Genomic DNA, 18,102 nt, shown 5'->3' with positions numbered 1-18,102 from the left:
AGCTCTTCAGTAGTTCATGAACAGGAAAAAGTATTAAATTATAAATAAAACCAACTTAATAAAAATGACAGTGTTATCCACATTAAAACAACCAGCGGAATACCAACACGCATAAAGTCAGAGAATTTATACCCACCAGCGTTCATGACTAATAAATTAGTCTTATAAGCCATGGGGGTTGCGTAACTTAGATTAGCGCCAAATAGTACGGCTAAAATAAATGGCTCTGGCGGCAAATTGAGCTGACGGGCTACAGAAATCGCAATCGGCGTACCAATAACCGCCGCAGCATTATTAGACACAACATTTGTCAGTATCGCCAACAATAACATCAACGCGGATATCACCCCTCCCGGTGGAAGATCAAAAGAAGCGGCAACAAAGACTTGGGCAATATATTCAGCGCCACCCGTTTGCATCAATGCATCACCCAAGGCTAAAGAAGCGACAACAATCAGAATTACTTGGGTGCTTAGTGCAGAGGAAACATCATCCCAACTTAAACATTTTGATATCAATAACACTAACACGCCGCACAACGCACTTATTTCAATTGGTATAAAACCTACTGCTGATGATAATACCACGGCTAATAATGTACCCAATGCAATAGGTGCTTTGCTGGTTTGTGGTAAGGCTTCAGCACCATCAATTACTAATAAACCGGGTTTGGTTTTTAGTACTTTGAGTTGTTTAATTTCTCCTTGAACCAGTAATATATCACCTATGCGCAAGGTCACTTTTTCAATACTACTGCGGCCTATCTCCATTGCTTTACCCGCTCGGTGAAGCGCGATGACGGTTATATCGTACTTATTAATAAAATTAGCTTGGTGCAACGTTTTACCCACGACACCTGAGCCTTCTATAATCACAATTTCTGCTAATGTTTGTGTCTCTTCTTCAATTTCCTCCTCTGCGCCCTCTTCTTCATCGGCTTTGTTTTTATCTGAAAAAAGCGTTGCACCTAATAAGCCTTCGTATTCCTTAAGGCGATCTGGATAGTCCTGGATTTTCAACCTATCGCCAGCAATTAGCTCGGTATCAGGTAACAGCATCACACGTCTGTATTCTGGACTACGCTGAACCTCTTCAATTTTCATTTGTCCATCGGTCAAATCAATCGCTTGCGCTATTGTCTGACCATTGACCTTACTCTCTTCATTAATAGTAAGGTATGCACTAAACAAGCGTGGTGAAGTGTCTGCCATCAACACCGCTCGTTTAGGGAGAAGTTTCGGCGCGATTAGCCAAAGGTAGATTATTGCCACAACGCCTGCTATTAATGCTGGTTTTACAAAATCAAATAAACCGAACTCAACCACCCCCATATTTTTTGAAATACTTACCACTAAAAGGTTTGTTGATGTACCTATTGTCGTCGCCATCCCCCCCACCAAGGTTGCTAGTCCCATTGGTAATAACATTGGTGATGAGTCAGTATTATTTCGCAACGAAACACTGATTAAGATGGGTAAAAGTAAAACCACAATAGGCGTATTATTAACAAAGGCGCTGAGCAAAGCGCCTAAAATCAGTGTTAATAATAATGATAGGGAAGGACTTATTTTCCATAATTTAGCTAAGTAACGCCCTATGGGTTCAAGCGCTCCTGTTCTGACAATCCCTTGCCCAATAATCATTAAAGAGCAAACTGTAATTAAGGCTTCGTGGCCAAAACCAAAAAATAAAGAGCTCGGCTCAAAATGTACACCGTCTACTGAAAACGGAAATAGCACAAACATTAAACATAAGGTCGCTACAACGATTAACGATGACGTTTCTAATGGAATATCATCACGGCGAAATAAATAGAGAGCGAAGACGGTGACCATCAATACAACCACAGCATGGTTATTGGGTAAATCGGGAAAATTCATGAATTTCCTTAAATACGATTATCGTATAAAACCGAGTGAACAAAAAATCCGACGTGTGCCTTGTATTTTTACTGTTTAATGTCGGTCGAGAATCTACTCTCCTAAATAGTTATAGTAACTCTAGTCTAGTTACTAGAGTTGTGGAGTCCATACCTCGACTTAGCAATCTATAAATATGTAGCCAAGATTACTTAACTAAAACACACCCCTTCATTTATTCAGCTGTTTTTTTTCAACCTATCCAAGTTATGCATTTATTACTTGAATCTAAGATAATAAAAACATCAAATAATTCTCCAGAATCAATGGTAATATCAACTCCTCCCTATTATAGTGTCAACCAATATAACGAAATACGGATGATTTAAAAATGATTGAAACTATGACGAATTTTTTGGACTCTCAACCATTTATCACACTATTCTTGGTTATTGGTATTGGCTACGCCATCGGTAAGATCAATGTTGGTGGTTTTTCTCTTGGTATTGGCGCAGTACTTTTTGTGGGTTTAGCTTTCGGCGCCATTGCACCTAATGCCACTCCGCCTGCTTTATTGGGCTTAATGGGACTGGTGCTATTTCTCTACGGCATTGGTATTCAATATGGAAAGCACTTTTTTGCTGGGTTAGCCAGTTCTTTCGGTATCAAAGCCAATCTGTTAGCCGCTATCGCTGTATTGGCCGGTTTTGGCACAGCCCTTTTACTTAGCCAAACCATGCATTTTTCAACGGATTTTGCTGCAGGTATGTTTGCGGGGTCACTGACCAGTACTGCAAGCTTACAGGCAGCGATTGAAGCTTCGGGTAGTAACGCTCCTGCTGTTGCCTACGCCATCTCCTATCCCTTTGGTGTGTTCGGCCCGATGATATTCTTTTACTTAGCATTACGCATTTTTAAACCTAATATCGACGTCCCTGCCGCTAAGAGATTGGTCACCGGTGAACTGGGTGCAAAAGCGTGCAATTTCACCGGGCTAACGGTTGGTAATATGATGCATAAATTGCCCGATGAAGTGAACCTGCTTGCGATCAGACGTAATAATGTCAACCTAATTCCCGAGAATGATCTACAGATCGACGCCAACGACACAATTTTGATTGCAGGTTATCCTGAAAATATTGCCAAGCTACAAACAACCCACACAGGCAAGGTCTCTGAAGATAGGCACAACCTTGACTATGAGCGGGTGTTTGTCTCAAAAGAACAATTAATTGGTAGAAAATTACGCGACATTTCTTTGCCCAAAGATATATCGGTAGAAATTATTCAGGTTCGACGAGGCGATACCGATCTACTTGCCAAAACTGACTTAGAGCTTGAGTATGGTGATCAACTCGGTATTTTGGTTGAATCAAGTAAAAAGGAACAGATCAGAAAACTGTTTGGTGACTCTATCAATGCAGAATTTCAATACAGCTTTGTCGCTATGGGGCTAGGCATCGCTGTTGGTGCAATGATCGGCTTAATCCCTTTCCCTATACCCGGTGTAGGAGAGGTCAAATTCGGAATAGCGGGTGGCGTATTGATAATGTCATTGGTGCTTGGCTATATTGGGCGGCTTGGTCCGTTAAATTGGAGTATGCCGATAGTTGCGAATACCCTACTGCGCAATTTTGGCCTAACACTGTTCTTGGCTAGCGTTGGCATCTCTTCAGGAGCTCCATTTGTGAACAACATTGCAGGAGCAGGAATGAACATTTTTATCGCAGGGATTGTTGAGCTAGCAGTCGTCGTGCTGGCCGTTATCTTGCTGGGACATTTTATCTTCAAAATTAAGTTTGATGAGTTGCTCGGTATCGCGTCCGGTGCAACTGGCAACCCCGCTATCCTTGCCTATGGTAATCAACTTGCGCCAACAGGACGGCCCGAGATATGCTATGCGATGATTTTTCCTGGCGTGGGTACCATATTAAAAATTATATTAGTGCAGTTTTTTACCGTTATTTAGCAAAAATTGACATATCTGGTACCTGTACACTAAAAATTTCACCAAGGAAAAACTAAGGCGCAACGGCCCCCAAGCGAGTTAGAAAGCTATAAATAGTGTCCAATTTAACTCAACCACAGCTGTATGTAAGGTATTGCAGGATAATTAATTTTATTTAGCTAATGATGGAATTTTTGTGATTTCAACCGAAAATAATTGGTGCAATGAAAGCACTAATGAATGGCTTTTTACGTTATCGAATATTTTTTCAGTTCACTGCATAATCTCTTTCGTAAAGCGTTAAGTGCTTCAGTCTTATATCACAACAGATTGCTGCAATTGACCATTTTTAAATAATATAAATTAATAGAGAGAAATTGATATGAGCAAAATTACTTTTGAAGAAACAATCGAATGGTTTCAAACTACTGACTATAAAGGTGCTATCGGTCTAACTGTAAAATTTCCTGTGCCGCAAGAAAATGTAGAAAAATTTGTTGATTTTTTAAATGACTATATGCCTTATGTGAAAAAAGAGAATGGTTGTATACAATTTACTTGGCACCGTGATTGGAAAAATCCTAATGAGTTCTGGTTAACTGAACATTGGGAATCATCAAGTATTCTGCTTGAACACCTTGGACCTGACTCTCGCTCAGGGACTAAATATGCTGGTGATGCGCCATTAGTCATTATGGCTGGTCTTGGTGTTAACCCTGAACCTGCAGCTATCTACAAATTAGGTCTTTAAGGCGACGTATAATTGACGTTAGATATGTTTTACATAGTAAAGCCTAACGTCAGACTAGATCTAAATTTAAAAATTTAATTACTTATAGAGAGATGAATAATTATCAATATAACCTTCCCAAACAGGAGGTGTTTTGATTGTCTGTTGGACTGTCTCTATCAACAAATTAATTAATGGTGTTTTGTTGCGGTGAGGGTATACCGCATATATTTCACCATGAATGTTAGGTAATTGATGATCGGTAAGTAAGGGTATTAGTCCCTTTTCTTGAATATTTTCTTTTAGTGCAGAGAGTGGAATAATCGAATAACCTAAACCTGCTTCGACAGCGCTAATTAGCGTTGCCATATCATTTGCTTTGAGTCGTCCTTTCATACTCTGTTTAGTGATTTCATCGCTTTGTGGATGATCACTTATCTCTAATTTATCGAAATGAAATTCTCCATTGGAATAGATAATAGCAGGAAGTTTAATCAATTCATCTACGCTATTTGGCTCCCCATATTGTTGAATAAAACCTTTAGAAGCTAGGATTGCTAACTTATTCAGCGCTAATTTTTTGGCTATCATAGTTGAATCTTTAGGTGGACCAATGCGGAAAGCAATATCAAATTTACCACTGATTAGGTCCTCTCGCTTATCATCAAGTATTAGATCTACATAGGTTTCAGGATACTTTATCATAAAGTCATTAATGGCTTTTTTAAGATATAGGTGGCCAAATGAGGTGTAGCTACTGATCCGAATAAGACCTTTGGGCTCTGAGTGAAAAGAATTAGCTAGCCTTTGTGTTTCAACAAGTGCATTACGAACGATTTCGGCTTGCTTTGCAATTTCATGGCCTGCATCGGTAAGTGATATTGAACGTGTAGATCGGTTTAATAATCTAACACCTAGCTGTGTTTCTAGTGCTTTAATTTGTTTTGATATAACGGAACGATCAAGGTTGCGTATATCTGCTACTTTCGCAAAAGTTCCTTGCTGAACGATATCAAGAAACAGCTCTAGTTTAGTTGCCAAATCCATTCAACCTCCTTTTCATTAATATTAATTTTTTTATTAGTATATTAGTAACAGCTTGAAGCAGATAAATATATCAATACCTAAGTGAAAATGATCGTGCCAACTATTTAAACTTTAATTTAATAAATCTAAGTTGATTCTTGAGGGGCAATGCCTCGCCCGAAGCGCCCTAAGAAGCTAAATCGAAAGCGCCACCAAAGCTATTTAGAAACCTACAAACTTATGGCTAACATTACTTAGCTACAACAATCTTGATCAACGAGATCGGATATCGCGTTGCTCAATTAATTTTGACTAGATTGCCTCAAAAACAACGGGGTCAAGTCTTGCCTTTTGCTATTTTTAAGTTGTAATCGGTAAATTTTATAAGATTAATGAATGACAAACTAAGGCGCAATGTACCCCTTTGCGCCTCAGAACACCAAATAGGAGTCAGCATGTAAATATTAGCGTTCATTCTTCATCACCGTATCTAGTTTTTCCATGCTTTGTTCAAAATAAGGGTTATAAGTTAAGCGCGCAAAGATTTTTCCCTCTTCAATCATACCGTAAGAAGAAAACCATATATCCGCACCTTGTTCACAGGCATTTTCTTGTTCTTTTGTTTGCCCGTTATTGCATATTATTATAGTGGCTTCGGTACCATACTCGATATTATTAGGTGAAAACATTAACCCCATGTGAGAGCCATTAACGATGCCTAAATCAGGACGATCCATGCTGAATATGGTGGTTTTTGAAATAGATAAATCAAGCTCACCTTGCCATATAAGTTTATTATTTTTATTGGTAAATTTCTTTTGGAATACGGAGGTGGGAAATTTGCTATCAATAATACTATCGCCTTCACTTATCATCATAAAAACGGGTTTATTGTACGTGGCATCTTCTAAATCATTTTGTACTATTTTTGCGGTATCGTAATAAACGGCAGCGCCGTTCATTGGCAAAGAATTATAACGAATGTAATTAGTTTCAGGATCTTGATCTGCCCATGTCATTACATAACTGGCGGCTCTAGCCCATTTCACGGCGGCTCTTCCCGGTTTAAAGGCGGGTGAAAATAGTAATAGTCCCTCTATTTCATCGTCATTTAATGCTTCTGAAGTCACTAAGTTTGCACCTGTAGAGTAACCACCAAGCCAGAGTTTGTTTGATTGTGGCTTTAGCAAAGCAATATGGTGGCTCACCACATTTTGCCAATCTTCCAATGTTGGTAGCATGAGATCTCCCACTTTACTGCCATGCCCGGGTAATAATACCGTTCTTACAAGATAACCTTGTGAGACTAAGTGCCGTGCAACATCGATAAAAGAGTATGGAGAATCCCCCAAACCATGCACTAAAAGTACCGCGTCACCATTTGGGTTTTCAGGAATTAATTCAAAAGGAATATTAGCTTGCAGTTCTTTTTCAATATCATCTGTTTTAAATACTCGATGTTGCGATAACCAAAGCTTCGTCTCATCAATGTACTGTTGAAAATTGTCTTGAGAATAACTTGGTAAAGATTCTGAAGCTTGATAGTTAGGATCAGTAGTAGATTGGCTACAGGCGATTAGAAGAGCAAAAGAAGCAATAAAAGTCATGCGATAAAAAGATGAAGTCACGATAGTCGCCTATTAAAAATAATGGACACAAAATTATTTACAGGGTCATAAAATGTGCAGTGAACTAGCATATATGTCCAACGCCTTAAATATCAATTAATATAATCTAATTAGGTATGTACCCTTTTAGGTATTAGATTATACGGCAATAAAAAATCTTAACTTATTGACTCTGCATCTCAATTTGACGCATCGGCATCGCATCAATTTCTAAAAATATAGCCTCTAAATACAGGCTTTCACGACTAGATTTTATATCGCCGTCTTTACCGATTAACATTACTTTTCCTTGGCTACTTTTATATTTTTTAACCGCGTTAGATAAAAAGTTATCAGCAAGATTGCCATTGAAGTTTGTTGCTAAAGTGTCATGTTGTATTACGAACCAAACAATATCACGCTCATTTATATCATCTTCATTTTGTTCAAATATTTTTATAATACTGTCTTTATTGTTTACTGTATTGACTAAAATTATCCTATTTTCCCATTTTAAGGAATTGAACTCTTCTAGCATGGCAATCTCCTTACTCTGAATGGACAAACTAAAGATAAAAAAAAATAAATAACGTACTTCATATTCTCTGCCCTAATAATTAAATGATATGCGCTGTTAGCAATCCCTATAAAAATACCTCTTAGATTACGGAATATCTTTCTCATAGATAGATACGCGAATAAAGCATCATTGGATCAAAGACATATTTTCAAACCGCTCGATACGACATAAATTGAGACAAAAACAGATGTAAAATATAAAGAGCACTCAAGCCCTACAATGCTAATAGTAATAAATTACAATTTATACTTGAGTTTGATGAATGTGAAAACGAAGACCCAAATGTCAAAAATTAACGTTTTTATGGATTCAAGCAACTTAATTAACAACAACGCTAACGAGGATAAGTAGAATAAACGTCATTTTTTTACTCAGTTTACTTAGTATCTTTGCTCTCACTACTGCATTTTCAATGATCTTAATTACCCCACACATTGATCGCTGGTTTTAACCCTGTCTTGAATGCATCCAACCTAATTAATTTATCGTTTTGGTGCAAAGTTATAAAAATCAATTCCATGATGGTGCAATTTAAATATTAACTTTATTTGTTACATTAAAAATCAACAGCTTAAATTTTGGTGCAATTCTTGATTGATTATTAATAGAACAACTGTAAAGCACTCTCACATCAAAAAGGGACTAAATAATAATGCAAGACACATTGACGTTGGTACTCGCAGGGGGAGTAGGTTCTCGCTTATCTCCTCTCACTGATAATAGAGCAAAACCCGCTGTTCCTTTTGGTGGTAAATATCGAATCATCGATTTTACCTTAACCAATTGTTTACATTCTGGCTTAAGGCGTATTTTAGTCCTTACTCAATATAAGTCTCACTCTTTGCAAAAGCACCTTCGCGATGGCTGGTCTGTTTTTAATCCTGAATTAGGTGAATACATTACAGTTGTTCCTCCACAAATGCGTAAAGGTGAAAAATGGTATTCTGGTACTGCAGATGCGATTTACCAAAACTTATGGTTACTGTCACGCAGTGAGGCTAAATATGTTGTTGTGCTTTCTGGCGATCATATTTATCGGATGGATTATGCGCCTATGATAGAGGAACATAAAAAGAATGAAGCGGATTTAACCGTTGCTTGTATGGAACTACCAATTAAAGAAGCCTCTGATTTTGGTGTTGTTGCCGTGGATAATAATGATAAAATTATCGCTTTTGAAGAAAAACCGGCTATACCTGCTAGCTTACCGAATGATCCTGAAAAAAGTCTTGTTTCAATGGGGATCTATATTTTTACAATGGATGCGTTGATACAAGCTTTAGAATCAGATGCAGAAGATCTGATTTCAAGTCATGATTTTGGTAAAGATATTATTCCGACGTTAATTGAAAAGGGTAAAGTCTACTCCCATCAATTTGGTGGACAAGTAGGACGAGTAACAAAAGATGCCTATTGGCGCGATGTAGGTACTATTGATTCATTTTATCAAGCAAACATGCAGTTATTAGAACCAGTACCGCCAATGGACTTATATCAGCGGGATTGGCCTATTAGAACTTATGAACCACAGTTACCACCAGCAAGGACTACTTCATCAGCGTCAGGCAAGGAAGGTGTTTTTGTAAATTCTCTTATTTCAAGTGGCGTGATTAATTCAGGAGGTTCCGTTAAGAACTCTGTCATTTCTTCCAGTGTTAGGATTAATAGTGAAGTAGAAGTAGTCGGGAGTATTTTACTTGATCACGTTGAGGTAGGTGAAAATAGTCAGCTTAAAAATTGTATTATTGATAAGCACGTGAAGATTCCTGCGGGAACATGCATTGGTTTCGACAGTCTCGAAGATGCAAAGAAGTTTACTATTTCAGATGGTGGGATTGTGGTTGTACCTGAGTCATATCAATTTTAATGGCAATTTGTAAATAGATATAAAAAAGCCCCAATATTGAAGTGCCCCCGTAAAGTTGGATATTTTAGTCAAGCGGCTTGTGAGGCCTGGTTTCGATAACCTATCGGAGTCAAGCCTTTTAGTTTCACCTTTATCCGTTCTGTATTGTAATACTCGATATACTCTTCTATTTTTGTTATTAGCTCATCAGCATCTTGAAAATGTGTCCACGATACATTTCTGTTTTTAATAAACCAAAGAAGTTTTCTTCAACAGAAAAAACAATGGGGTCAAGTCTTGCCTTTTGCTATTTTGAAGTTGTAATGGGTTAATCTGACCAGATTAATGAAGGAAAAGCTAAGGCGCAATGTGCCACTTTCCGAGTTACTAAAGCAAGTCGGTATGCTCAGTTCAGTATTTCAATACAAAGCAATACCGAGTGGCAGATATCATTTTATTAACATTTTCCACGTCGGTTTGTGCCCTTTTCCATGCTGTCGTTATGTTACTAATTTTAAATAAATAGATTATTTTCCATTGCCGTTTTATACCTCATATTTTACCAAGGCAATTCTGTGCCGTCATAGGTAAAGAAACAACCAGAATTTATCCTTTTAAGGTCTGAAATTACCTTAATCATACCGGTGACACTTTGCTCTGCTGTTATTTTTCCCTCTTTGCCTCCCATATCTGTTTTTACCCAACCAGGGTGAATAACCGTTGCTGTGACGCCATCATCTACTAACTCACAAGCAAGTGATCTGAAAGATTGATTTAATGCGGCTTTCGATGCACGGTAGCTATATCGTCCACCAGAGCGATTATCACTAATGCTTGCGAGAATAGAGGTTAACCCTATAACTTTTTTCTCTTTACTCGCCATTATATTTTTTAATAAGGCTTGAGTGATCAGCATGGGGGCAACGGTATTAACGGCTAACACGTCGAGCCAACTTTTCTGGTTCATTCTCGTTAATGTTTCACACTGCTCCCCGCCCACGCCGGCATTATGAATGAGTATATCAATCGGTTCATTTTTAAAATGTGCTGTTAAATTAATTATCTGCGCTTCATTTGTTACATCCAGTTGATGTAGCTGAATATTCTTATGACGCTTCGCTAATTGTGTTAACGCTATTGCCTGAGATAAATCACGCGCACAAGCAATCACATGATCACCTTGCTGAACATATTGTTTTGCAAATTGAAGACCTAATCCACGATTTGCACCGCTAATAAAAATAGTTTTCATATTATTTCTCTCGGAATAGTTAAAAAGAAGTGCAGTAAAAGAAAGGCGAACCCGATTAGGGGCTCGCCTTTCTTGATTTATATTGATAGCTGATTAAGCTTCTTTGGCTGCCGCTTTCTTGTCTAATACACCGCTATAGTGGGTTAGTACAAGGGCAATTAATACCACAATCGCGCCGATCCAAGGTGTGTTCATCAGTCCAGCTTCTGCAACGATTAAACCACCACCCCAAGCACCTAATGCAATACCAACATTAAAGGCTGCGATGTTAAGACCAGAGGCAACATCAATGGCATCAGGTGTATGTTTTTCAGCTAATTTTACAACGTAAACCTGCAGTCCTGGTACGTTACCAAATGCAAATGCACCCCATACTAAGATAGTAATAACCGCTGCAATTGGGTTAACCGCGGTAAAGTTGAAAACAAATAATACTGTAGCCAGACCTGCAAAGATAATCGTAAGGGCTTTGATTGGCCCAATCTTATCGGCCATCTTTCCGCCCCAGATATTACCAACGGCAACCGACACCCCGTAAACCAACATGATTAGACTAATTGCACTTGAATCAAATCCAGAGATTTCCTCTAGGATAGATGCTAGGTAGGTAAAGGCGATGAACGAACCACCGTAACCAATCGCGGTAATTGCATAAACTAACAATAAACGCGGCTCTGCAAGTACCTTAAATTGTGCTGAAATCTTTGTCGCTGGTGCTTGTTTTAGATTGTTTGGTACCAATAATGCACTACCGACAAGTGCAATCAGACCTAATATTGCAACCACTAAAAATGTTGCCTGCCAGCCAAAGGTTTGGCCAATGTAGGTGCCTAATGGCACACCTGTTACTAGTGCGACCGTTAAGCCGGTAAACATGATCGCAATAGCGCTCGCCGCTTTTTCTTTTGAAACTAACCCTGTTGCAATCGAAGTACCTATTGAGAAAAACACGCCGTGTGCTAAACCGGTTAATATGCGTGCGACAATCAGTGTGTCATAACTTGGTGCTTGCCATGCTAATACGTTACCTGCGACAAAAAGTGACATCACAGAGAGTAAAACGTGTTTTCTATTCCACTTACCTGTTAATGCGGTTAACACGGGGGCGCCGATGGCAACACCTAATGCATAAAGACTAACTAACAATCCAGCTGATGGGAGTGATACATTTAAGTCTTGTGCCATGGTTGGAATTAATCCAACGATTACAAATTCAGTCGTTCCAATTGCAAAAGCGCTGAGCGTTAGTGCGAGTAAAGCGAGAGGCATAATTTATTTCCTATTTTTAGTGTTTGATTAATTAAAAACTGTATGGGTTTGTTTGTTGGACGCATTATTAATGAGATTAACGTTGCTTAAAACCGTGTTATTAACAAATTACTTTTGTTAATATCGACAGTAATGTTTATTAAAACAAAAAGGGAAACCTATGTTGACACGCTCTGATGATTTAGAAATGCTACTTGCAGTTATCGATAGTGGCGGTTTTTCAGCGGCAGCTGATCTATTAGATATTCAAGTTGCACGTGTATCTCGGGCGGTAAGCAAGATTGAGAAGCAGCTTGGTGTGACCATTTTAAACCGAACAACACGGCGCATTGAGCTAACCGATGAAGGACGTCTATTTGTAGAATCGGTGCGGACCGGGTTATTAAATATTCAAAAAGCTGAACAAGATCTTGTAACACGCGGGGAGCTTCCGGCGGGTAGATTACGAATTGATGCAGCGAGTCCTTTCATATTTCATCAACTTATTCCTCTCATCGCCCCTTTTAATAAAGCATTTCCTGATATTCAAGTTGAGCTAACTTCAAATGAGGGCATTGTTGACCTGTTAGAGAAAAAAACAGATATTGCTATTCGTATCGGTAAATTAACCGACTCCACATTACATGCTCGTCCGCTAGGGAAAAGTCCGCTACATATCGTGGCCTCACCTGAGTATCTCGCCAAAAGAGGGTTACCCAAACAAACGACTGACTTATCGGCGCATCAACTAATAGGGTTCACTGGCGCAAAAGTGCTTAATAGTTGGCCAATTACTGACGGAGAAAATATCGAGCCAGATTTGACTGCGAGTAATGGTGAAACAGTGCGTCAACTGACTTTAGCTGGCAATGGCATCGCTTGCTTATCAGGATTTATGGTGAATGAAGATATCGCCGCAGGCAGGTTAATACCTATATTAGTGCAACAAAAACAGAGCAAACCAGAGCGCGAACAAATTAATGCTGTCTTTTATAAATCGTCCTCTGTTGCTCGGCGTATATCTGCTTTTATTGACTTTATTCAGCCTAAGTTATCACTGTAAATATGCTGCAGTTAACAATTACACTCGATTGAGATAACTAGGGGTTGTTGATGTTTCAAGTTTTTTTTTGCAGCAATTTATTGGCTTTTTATGCAAGGCTGAGCCTATGTCGTGTGGTTGTTCCACATAAATAGGCGAAAACGCAGTAGAAAGAGTCAACAAATGCTGCCCTTTGGGTTGAACAAAATTTAAACGGCAAAGGTCAACAGCCCCTAAATACAAGGAAACATTATTGCATTTACTACAAAAGTAATTTGCTACTTATGCTCTTAATGAAAATAGTTGAAGTTGTTAGGATACCCATATATTAATAAACGGGGCTCACCATTATGACAACATCTCTTTTGCAACCTATTCAATTAGGCAAAGTTACTTTAAAAAACCGCATTGTTATGCCACCAATGACGCGCTCTCGTGCTAATCAGCCTGGAGATGCTGCAAATGACTTAATGGCAACTTATTATGCACAGCGAAGTGAAGCCGGTCTTATTGTTGGTGAAGGCACACAAATTTCATCAATGGCAAAAGGTTATGCATGGACACCTGGTATTTATACTCCAGAGCAGATATCAGGATGGCGCAAGGTAACAAGCGCAGTTCATGGACAAGGCGGTGTTATGTTTGCACAACTTTGGCACGTAGGCCGCGTTACTCACCCAGACAACATTGATGGCAATCAACCACTCTCCTCCTCTGCAATAAAAGCAGAAAATGTGAAAGTATTTATCGACAATGGTAGCGATGAACCTGGTTTTGTTGATGTAGTAACGCCACGTGAAATGAGTATCGAAGATATTAAGGAAGTGGTAGCGCAATTTCGTCAGGCAGCACTCAACGCCGTTGAAGCAGGTTTTGATGGGATTGAATTACATGCTGCCAATGGTTATTTAATCAATCAATTCATCGATTCTGAATCTAACCTTCGCACAGACCAATACGGTGGATGCCTTGCAAATCGCCTACGTTTTTTAGACGAAGTAGTCGCTGCAATGGTTGATGCAATTGGCGCGGACAAAGTCGCTGTTCGTTTAGCCCCACTAACGACCCTTAATGGTACGGTTGATGCGAACCCAGAAGAAACCTATATCGCAGCTGCAAGCTTATTGAATAAACATAATATTGTTTACCTACATATTGCAGAAGCTGATTGGGATGATGCACCACCAATGTCACTAACATTTAAACAAGCATTACGTAGCGCTTACCAAGGGATATTAATTTATGCAGGAAAATACTCTGTAGCGCGAGCAGTCCAAGCAATTGAAGATGGTCTAGCTGATATGGTTGCCTTTGGTCGACCGTTTGTTGCTAACCCTGATCTCCCATCTCGTATAAAGCATAACCAAGCTTGGGCAACACACAATCCAGAAACATTATTTGGTGGTGCAGAAAAAGGGTTAACTGATTACCCTCGCTTTTCTCAGTAATCACTTTTTCAATTTTAAATTACACAAATTAAGGTATTAATTATGTTATTCAATCAATTTAATTTTGCAGGTTTTAACACCACTAATCGTATCGTAATGGCACCTATGACACGTTCACGCACGAGTCAACCGGGTGATATCCCTAACGATATGATGGCAACTTATTATAAACAACGCGCGACTGCTGGTCTTATCATCACTGAAGGTGCCCCTATTTCAACGGTTGCTCGTGGTTATTCAATGACACCGGGAATCTACTCTCAAGAGCAGATAGAAGGTTGGAAAAAAACAACACAAGCAGTGCATGAAGTGGGCGGAAAAATATTTATTCAGCTTTGGCACGTTGGTCGCCGCAGTCACGAAACGATTGCTGGAGAACCGATTGTCTCAGCATCTGCTATCAAAGAGGCGGATCAAGTTTTTGGACCATTGCCAGAGGGTGGCTTTGGCATGATTGAAACAAGCGTACCGCGTGCAATGAGTATCGATGATATCCAAAACACTATCCAAGACTTTGTGCAAGCAGCAAGAAATGCAATGCAAGCAGGCTTTGATGGCATTGAAATTCATGGCGCACATGGCTACTTACTTGACCAGTTTATGCATATAGCAAGTAACCAACGCGATGATATGTATGGTGGTAGCCAAGAAAATCGCATGCGATTTTTAGTTGAAACGGTACAAGCAATCGTAGACGAAATTGGTGGTGACAGAGTTACTATTCGTTTGTCTCCACATGTAACAGAGGGTTACGCACAGGAAGACCCTGAGCTTATTGAACTGACATTAAAAACACTTCAAAAGCTGGCTCCTATGAACCTTGCTTATGTTCATTTCTCTGAAAACATTGCCAACTATGTTGAAGCGTCTGAACAGTTTAGACAACAAGTTCGCCGTATTTACCCAAACCCAATCATGGTGGCGGGCAAGCTAAATAAAGAGATTGCACAGGATCTATTAGCTAAAAATTATGCTGATTTAGTGGCTTTTGGTACCCCTTTTGTGACTAACCCTGATTTTGTTTCTCGTCTCGAGAAAAATATTGGCTTGGCAGAGTTTGATGCTGATGCGCGCTTAACATTATACGGAGGGGATGAAAAAGGTTATACAGATTATCCCGCTGCAGGTTAACCAGCGACTAACGCTTAAAAAAACATTTTTTGCCAATGATGAATATAGTGGCGAGTAATTTATGGCCACTATATCCATGATAATTATCACTAATATATAAACTTACCGCAGGTGCTTTAATGTTTGGATGCAATTTTAACAGCGAGAACATTCTAAAAGCAACTTTTGGCAGACTTTCTTTTGGTGGGTTTTATTTCCACTTACATTAACTATATTAATTCTTAAAAAATACAAAGCATAAAAATATTGGTTAATTAATTTATAGGTTTCTAAGGCGCTAAGTGTGTGAAAGAAAATTAGAGGGAATACTATATTTCATCGAAATGATAAACGAGGTTTATGTCTGCTATGTCGGAATAGCAGACATTACATACTTCAAAAGTTCGCATAAACTCTAAGATTCTTTACCCCCTTCCGAGTTAGAAGCTAAATATTAAAAAGCAAAGTGAAAGACTTGTATCTCTGCCTGATATTTTCAGCCACAACACATCCTCGTTGTTAATTCGCTTGTACGCGCTGAAATGACCAATTTTGGTGTAATTATCCGCACAAAAATAAAATATAACAATTTGAATAGAAAAGGTTATTTTTAACATTCGTGACACGCATTGATGGACTAAGCCCATCAAAAGCGAGGAAACGGATTATCATTTCCTTGGTATTATAATTTGCATAAAGAGAACGTAATCGTGTAACGCCTTGCACCCCGTTCTACCCTATTTATACAGCAAAGGAAAATAACATGAAAAGCCTAATATCAATGTCAATATTAACCGCCTTATCTGCAGGAAGCGTATTCGCAAGTGAAGTCGTCAATGACTCATCATCAAATGTGGATGTTTATAATACTCATGAATTTTTCTTACAAGAAGGCAATCGCGTAAAACTGCAATTCCCAATTGATCAATCTAAATTTGCTTGGCAAAACCTAAGCCGTTTTTACCCTACTGCTCAAGTTGAACGCGATGGACCTGTTTATCAATTCCCATATAAAATTGACAATAAAATAGGTGAAATTTCTGCAACTGTACATGGTGAGAAGAAGACACTAAACGAACACTTAGATGCTTACCCCGTTGATGCGTTTCTGGTTGTAAAAAACGGTGAAATTGTCTTTGAACGTTACAATACAATGAACAGAACAGATAAGCATAATTGGTTTTCAAACTCGAAAATAACGACAGGGATCGAGATTGCTAAGCTGGTCTCGGAAGGAAAAATTAAGCCTACCGATGCGATTTCTAAATATATACCAGAACTAAAAGGTTCTGACTGGGATACTGTTTCAATACTCGATACTGCGAACATGGCGACAGGTTTAAATGCAACTGAGCATGATGAAGTAGAAGCTGATTCACGTACAAATCCAGAGCAGCCTTGGTTTAAATGGGCTGTATCCATTGGTGTATTTGAAGGTGATGTGACGCAAACTCCACTTGAAGTGCTAGCTGAAATGAAACGAAAAGCGCCAGGTAGTGAAACATTCGAATATAACTCTATTAATACTTTCGTGCTGTCGCGCATCGTAGAGAATGTACGCGGTCTACCAATGAATGAGATAGTGAGTCGTGATATGTGGCAGAAGATGGGGGCAAACAATGATGCCTACACGGTCGTATCTCCAAAAGGCGGCTATCCACTAATGTTCTTCTCAATGAATACGACCATTGAAGATATGACAAAATTTGGCATGTTACTTACTCCTTCTGCGACAAAACTTGGTAATGGCGGAATAGATAAAGACGTTATTAAATTAATTCAAGAGTCCGGTAATCCAGAAGCTTATGGTGGTGGTTATGTGGGGAAAATGATGGAAAACTCATTCTACAACGACACCAATATTAAAAATGCTTATCAGTTTGATGCTATCTTTGAAGATGGAGACTTATTCAAAGCAGGCGTTGGCGGACAAGGTGTTTACATCTCACCAACGAAAGACTTGGTGATCTCTTTCTTCTCAACAAGCACCGGTAAAAACCAAGAAGAAACCTATGCTCGTGAGATCGCTAAGTATTTCAAATTTTAAACGATACAACCTGTTAACAGATGTGATCGTTTAACCTTTGGGTGAAAATAAAACAATCTGACCAACCAACTAAAATCCTCAACCTTATTAAAGGTTGGGGATTTTTTTTAATCAATAAATGGGGGAATGTATGGGGAGTTTGAAAATTATACAACACTCTGTTAACTGCTATTGCTATCAAACGAAGCGAAACAGTATTATTTAAAACAAAAACAGTTCAAATACGAAGTGAGCCACTGAAAATAATTTCATAAAAATAAGACAACTGAAAACCCGCCGTGAGTCTACAACGTTCAACCATATCGGATAATGCAGACTTCGCATCGCCTTATCTAGATTATCTCTATTTTTTAAGGCAT

At 38.8% G+C, this 18,102-nt stretch carries 13 protein-coding genes and 1 pseudogene; 7 read left to right on the top strand and 7 right to left on the bottom strand.

Going from position 1 to position 18,102, the window contains the following annotated elements:
* Positions 1-38: 38 nt before the first annotated feature.
* Positions 39-1,880, bottom strand: coding sequence for an SLC13 family permease (locus QQK09_RS07345; protein WP_284203465.1), 1,842 nt, complete (start codon positions 1,878-1,880; stop codon positions 39-41).
* Positions 1,881-2,250: 370 nt separating this feature from the next.
* Between QQK09_RS07345 and QQK09_RS07340 the strand changes: the two genes are divergently transcribed.
* Complete coding sequence (locus QQK09_RS07340) at positions 2,251-3,828, top strand: aspartate:alanine exchanger family transporter (RefSeq protein ID WP_284203464.1); 1,578 nt, start codon at positions 2,251-2,253, stop codon at positions 3,826-3,828.
* Between the two features lie 361 nt (positions 3,829-4,189).
* Positions 4,190-4,558 carry a putative quinol monooxygenase gene (locus QQK09_RS07335; protein WP_284203463.1) on the top strand — a complete coding sequence of 123 codons (369 nt, stop codon included), beginning with the start codon at positions 4,190-4,192 and terminating at the stop codon, positions 4,556-4,558.
* A gap of 78 nt (positions 4,559-4,636) precedes the next feature.
* On the opposite strand, the gene QQK09_RS07330 is transcribed toward QQK09_RS07335, so the two are convergent.
* The 3 genes from QQK09_RS07330 to QQK09_RS07320 all read right to left on the bottom strand — a co-directional run bounded on the left by QQK09_RS07330 (position 4,637) and on the right by QQK09_RS07320 (position 7,708).
* Positions 4,637-5,584: a LysR family transcriptional regulator gene (locus QQK09_RS07330; RefSeq protein ID WP_284203462.1), complete on the bottom strand. Its 948-nt coding sequence runs from the start codon at positions 5,582-5,584 to the stop codon at positions 4,637-4,639.
* 443 nt (positions 5,585-6,027) lie between these two features.
* Positions 6,028-7,191: an alpha/beta hydrolase gene (locus QQK09_RS07325; RefSeq protein WP_284203461.1), complete on the bottom strand. Its 1,164-nt coding sequence runs from the start codon at positions 7,189-7,191 to the stop codon at positions 6,028-6,030.
* A 163-nt stretch (positions 7,192-7,354) separates the two neighbouring features.
* Positions 7,355-7,708, bottom strand: coding sequence for a DUF4174 domain-containing protein (locus QQK09_RS07320; protein ID WP_284203460.1), 354 nt, complete (start codon positions 7,706-7,708; stop codon positions 7,355-7,357).
* 694 nt (positions 7,709-8,402) lie between these two features.
* Here QQK09_RS07320 and glgC point away from each other — a divergent pair.
* Positions 8,403-9,617 carry a glucose-1-phosphate adenylyltransferase gene (gene glgC, locus QQK09_RS07315; RefSeq protein ID WP_284203459.1) on the top strand — a complete coding sequence of 405 codons (1,215 nt, stop codon included), beginning with the start codon at positions 8,403-8,405 and terminating at the stop codon, positions 9,615-9,617.
* Positions 9,618-9,685: 68 nt separating this feature from the next.
* On the opposite strand, the pseudogene QQK09_RS07310 reads toward glgC, so the two are convergent.
* From QQK09_RS07310 to QQK09_RS07300, 3 genes and pseudogenes are all read right to left on the bottom strand, one after another.
* Positions 9,686-9,882, bottom strand: a pseudogene (locus QQK09_RS07310) (IS3 family transposase).
* Positions 9,883-10,155: 273 nt separating this feature from the next.
* Positions 10,156-10,848, bottom strand: a complete 693-nt coding sequence (locus QQK09_RS07305) for an SDR family oxidoreductase (protein WP_284203458.1) — start codon at positions 10,846-10,848, stop codon at positions 10,156-10,158.
* A gap of 93 nt (positions 10,849-10,941) precedes the next feature.
* Complete coding sequence (locus QQK09_RS07300; RefSeq protein ID WP_284203457.1) at positions 10,942-12,117, bottom strand: MFS transporter; 1,176 nt, start codon at positions 12,115-12,117, stop codon at positions 10,942-10,944.
* Positions 12,118-12,277: 160 nt separating this feature from the next.
* Here QQK09_RS07300 and QQK09_RS07295 point away from each other — a divergent pair, with 160 nt between their 5' ends.
* The 4 genes from QQK09_RS07295 (at position 12,278) to QQK09_RS07275 (ending at position 17,743) form a co-directional block, all read left to right on the top strand.
* Positions 12,278-13,159: a LysR family transcriptional regulator gene (locus tag QQK09_RS07295; protein ID WP_284203456.1), complete on the top strand. Its 882-nt coding sequence runs from the start codon at positions 12,278-12,280 to the stop codon at positions 13,157-13,159.
* Positions 13,160-13,488: 329 nt separating this feature from the next.
* The gene (locus tag QQK09_RS07285) at positions 13,489-14,586 is read left to right on the top strand and encodes an alkene reductase (RefSeq protein ID WP_284203454.1); all 1,098 of its coding nucleotides are present in this window, start codon (positions 13,489-13,491) and stop codon (positions 14,584-14,586) included.
* Between the two features lie 42 nt (positions 14,587-14,628).
* The gene (locus tag QQK09_RS07280) at positions 14,629-15,717 is read left to right on the top strand and encodes an alkene reductase (RefSeq protein ID WP_284203453.1); all 1,089 of its coding nucleotides are present in this window, start codon (positions 14,629-14,631) and stop codon (positions 15,715-15,717) included.
* A 742-nt stretch (positions 15,718-16,459) separates the two neighbouring features.
* On the top strand, positions 16,460-17,743 hold the full coding sequence (locus QQK09_RS07275; protein ID WP_284203452.1) for a serine hydrolase domain-containing protein: 1,284 nt from the start codon (positions 16,460-16,462) through the stop codon (positions 17,741-17,743).
* Positions 17,744-18,102 lie beyond the last annotated feature (359 nt).

The organism is Psychromonas marina, assembly GCF_030161115.1.
Lineage (GTDB): Bacteria > Pseudomonadota > Gammaproteobacteria > Enterobacterales > Psychromonadaceae > Psychromonas > Psychromonas marina.
This window is presented reverse-complemented; position numbering and strand designations above follow the sequence as displayed.

Excerpts from the sequence above, each read along its gene's own strand:
- QQK09_RS07345 (WP_284203465.1), bottom strand. The coding sequence starts at position 1,880 with ATGAATTTTCCCGATTTACCCAATAACCATGCTGTGGTTGTATTGATG.
- QQK09_RS07340 (WP_284203464.1), top strand. The coding sequence starts at position 2,251 with ATGATTGAAACTATGACGAATTTTTTGGACTCTCAACCATTTATCACA.
- QQK09_RS07335 (WP_284203463.1), top strand. The coding sequence starts at position 4,190 with ATGAGCAAAATTACTTTTGAAGAAACAATCGAATGGTTTCAAACTACT.
- QQK09_RS07330 (WP_284203462.1), bottom strand. The coding sequence starts at position 5,584 with ATGGATTTGGCAACTAAACTAGAGCTGTTTCTTGATATCGTTCAGCAA.
- QQK09_RS07320 (WP_284203460.1), bottom strand. The coding sequence starts at position 7,708 with ATGCTAGAAGAGTTCAATTCCTTAAAATGGGAAAATAGGATAATTTTA.
- glgC (WP_284203459.1), top strand. The coding sequence starts at position 8,403 with ATGCAAGACACATTGACGTTGGTACTCGCAGGGGGAGTAGGTTCTCGC.
- QQK09_RS07305 (WP_284203458.1), bottom strand. The coding sequence starts at position 10,848 with ATGAAAACTATTTTTATTAGCGGTGCAAATCGTGGATTAGGTCTTCAA.
- QQK09_RS07300 (WP_284203457.1), bottom strand. The coding sequence starts at position 12,117 with ATGCCTCTCGCTTTACTCGCACTAACGCTCAGCGCTTTTGCAATTGGA.
- QQK09_RS07295 (WP_284203456.1), top strand. The coding sequence starts at position 12,278 with ATGTTGACACGCTCTGATGATTTAGAAATGCTACTTGCAGTTATCGAT.
- QQK09_RS07285 (WP_284203454.1), top strand. The coding sequence starts at position 13,489 with ATGACAACATCTCTTTTGCAACCTATTCAATTAGGCAAAGTTACTTTA.
- QQK09_RS07280 (WP_284203453.1), top strand. The coding sequence starts at position 14,629 with ATGTTATTCAATCAATTTAATTTTGCAGGTTTTAACACCACTAATCGT.
- QQK09_RS07275 (WP_284203452.1), top strand. The coding sequence starts at position 16,460 with ATGAAAAGCCTAATATCAATGTCAATATTAACCGCCTTATCTGCAGGA.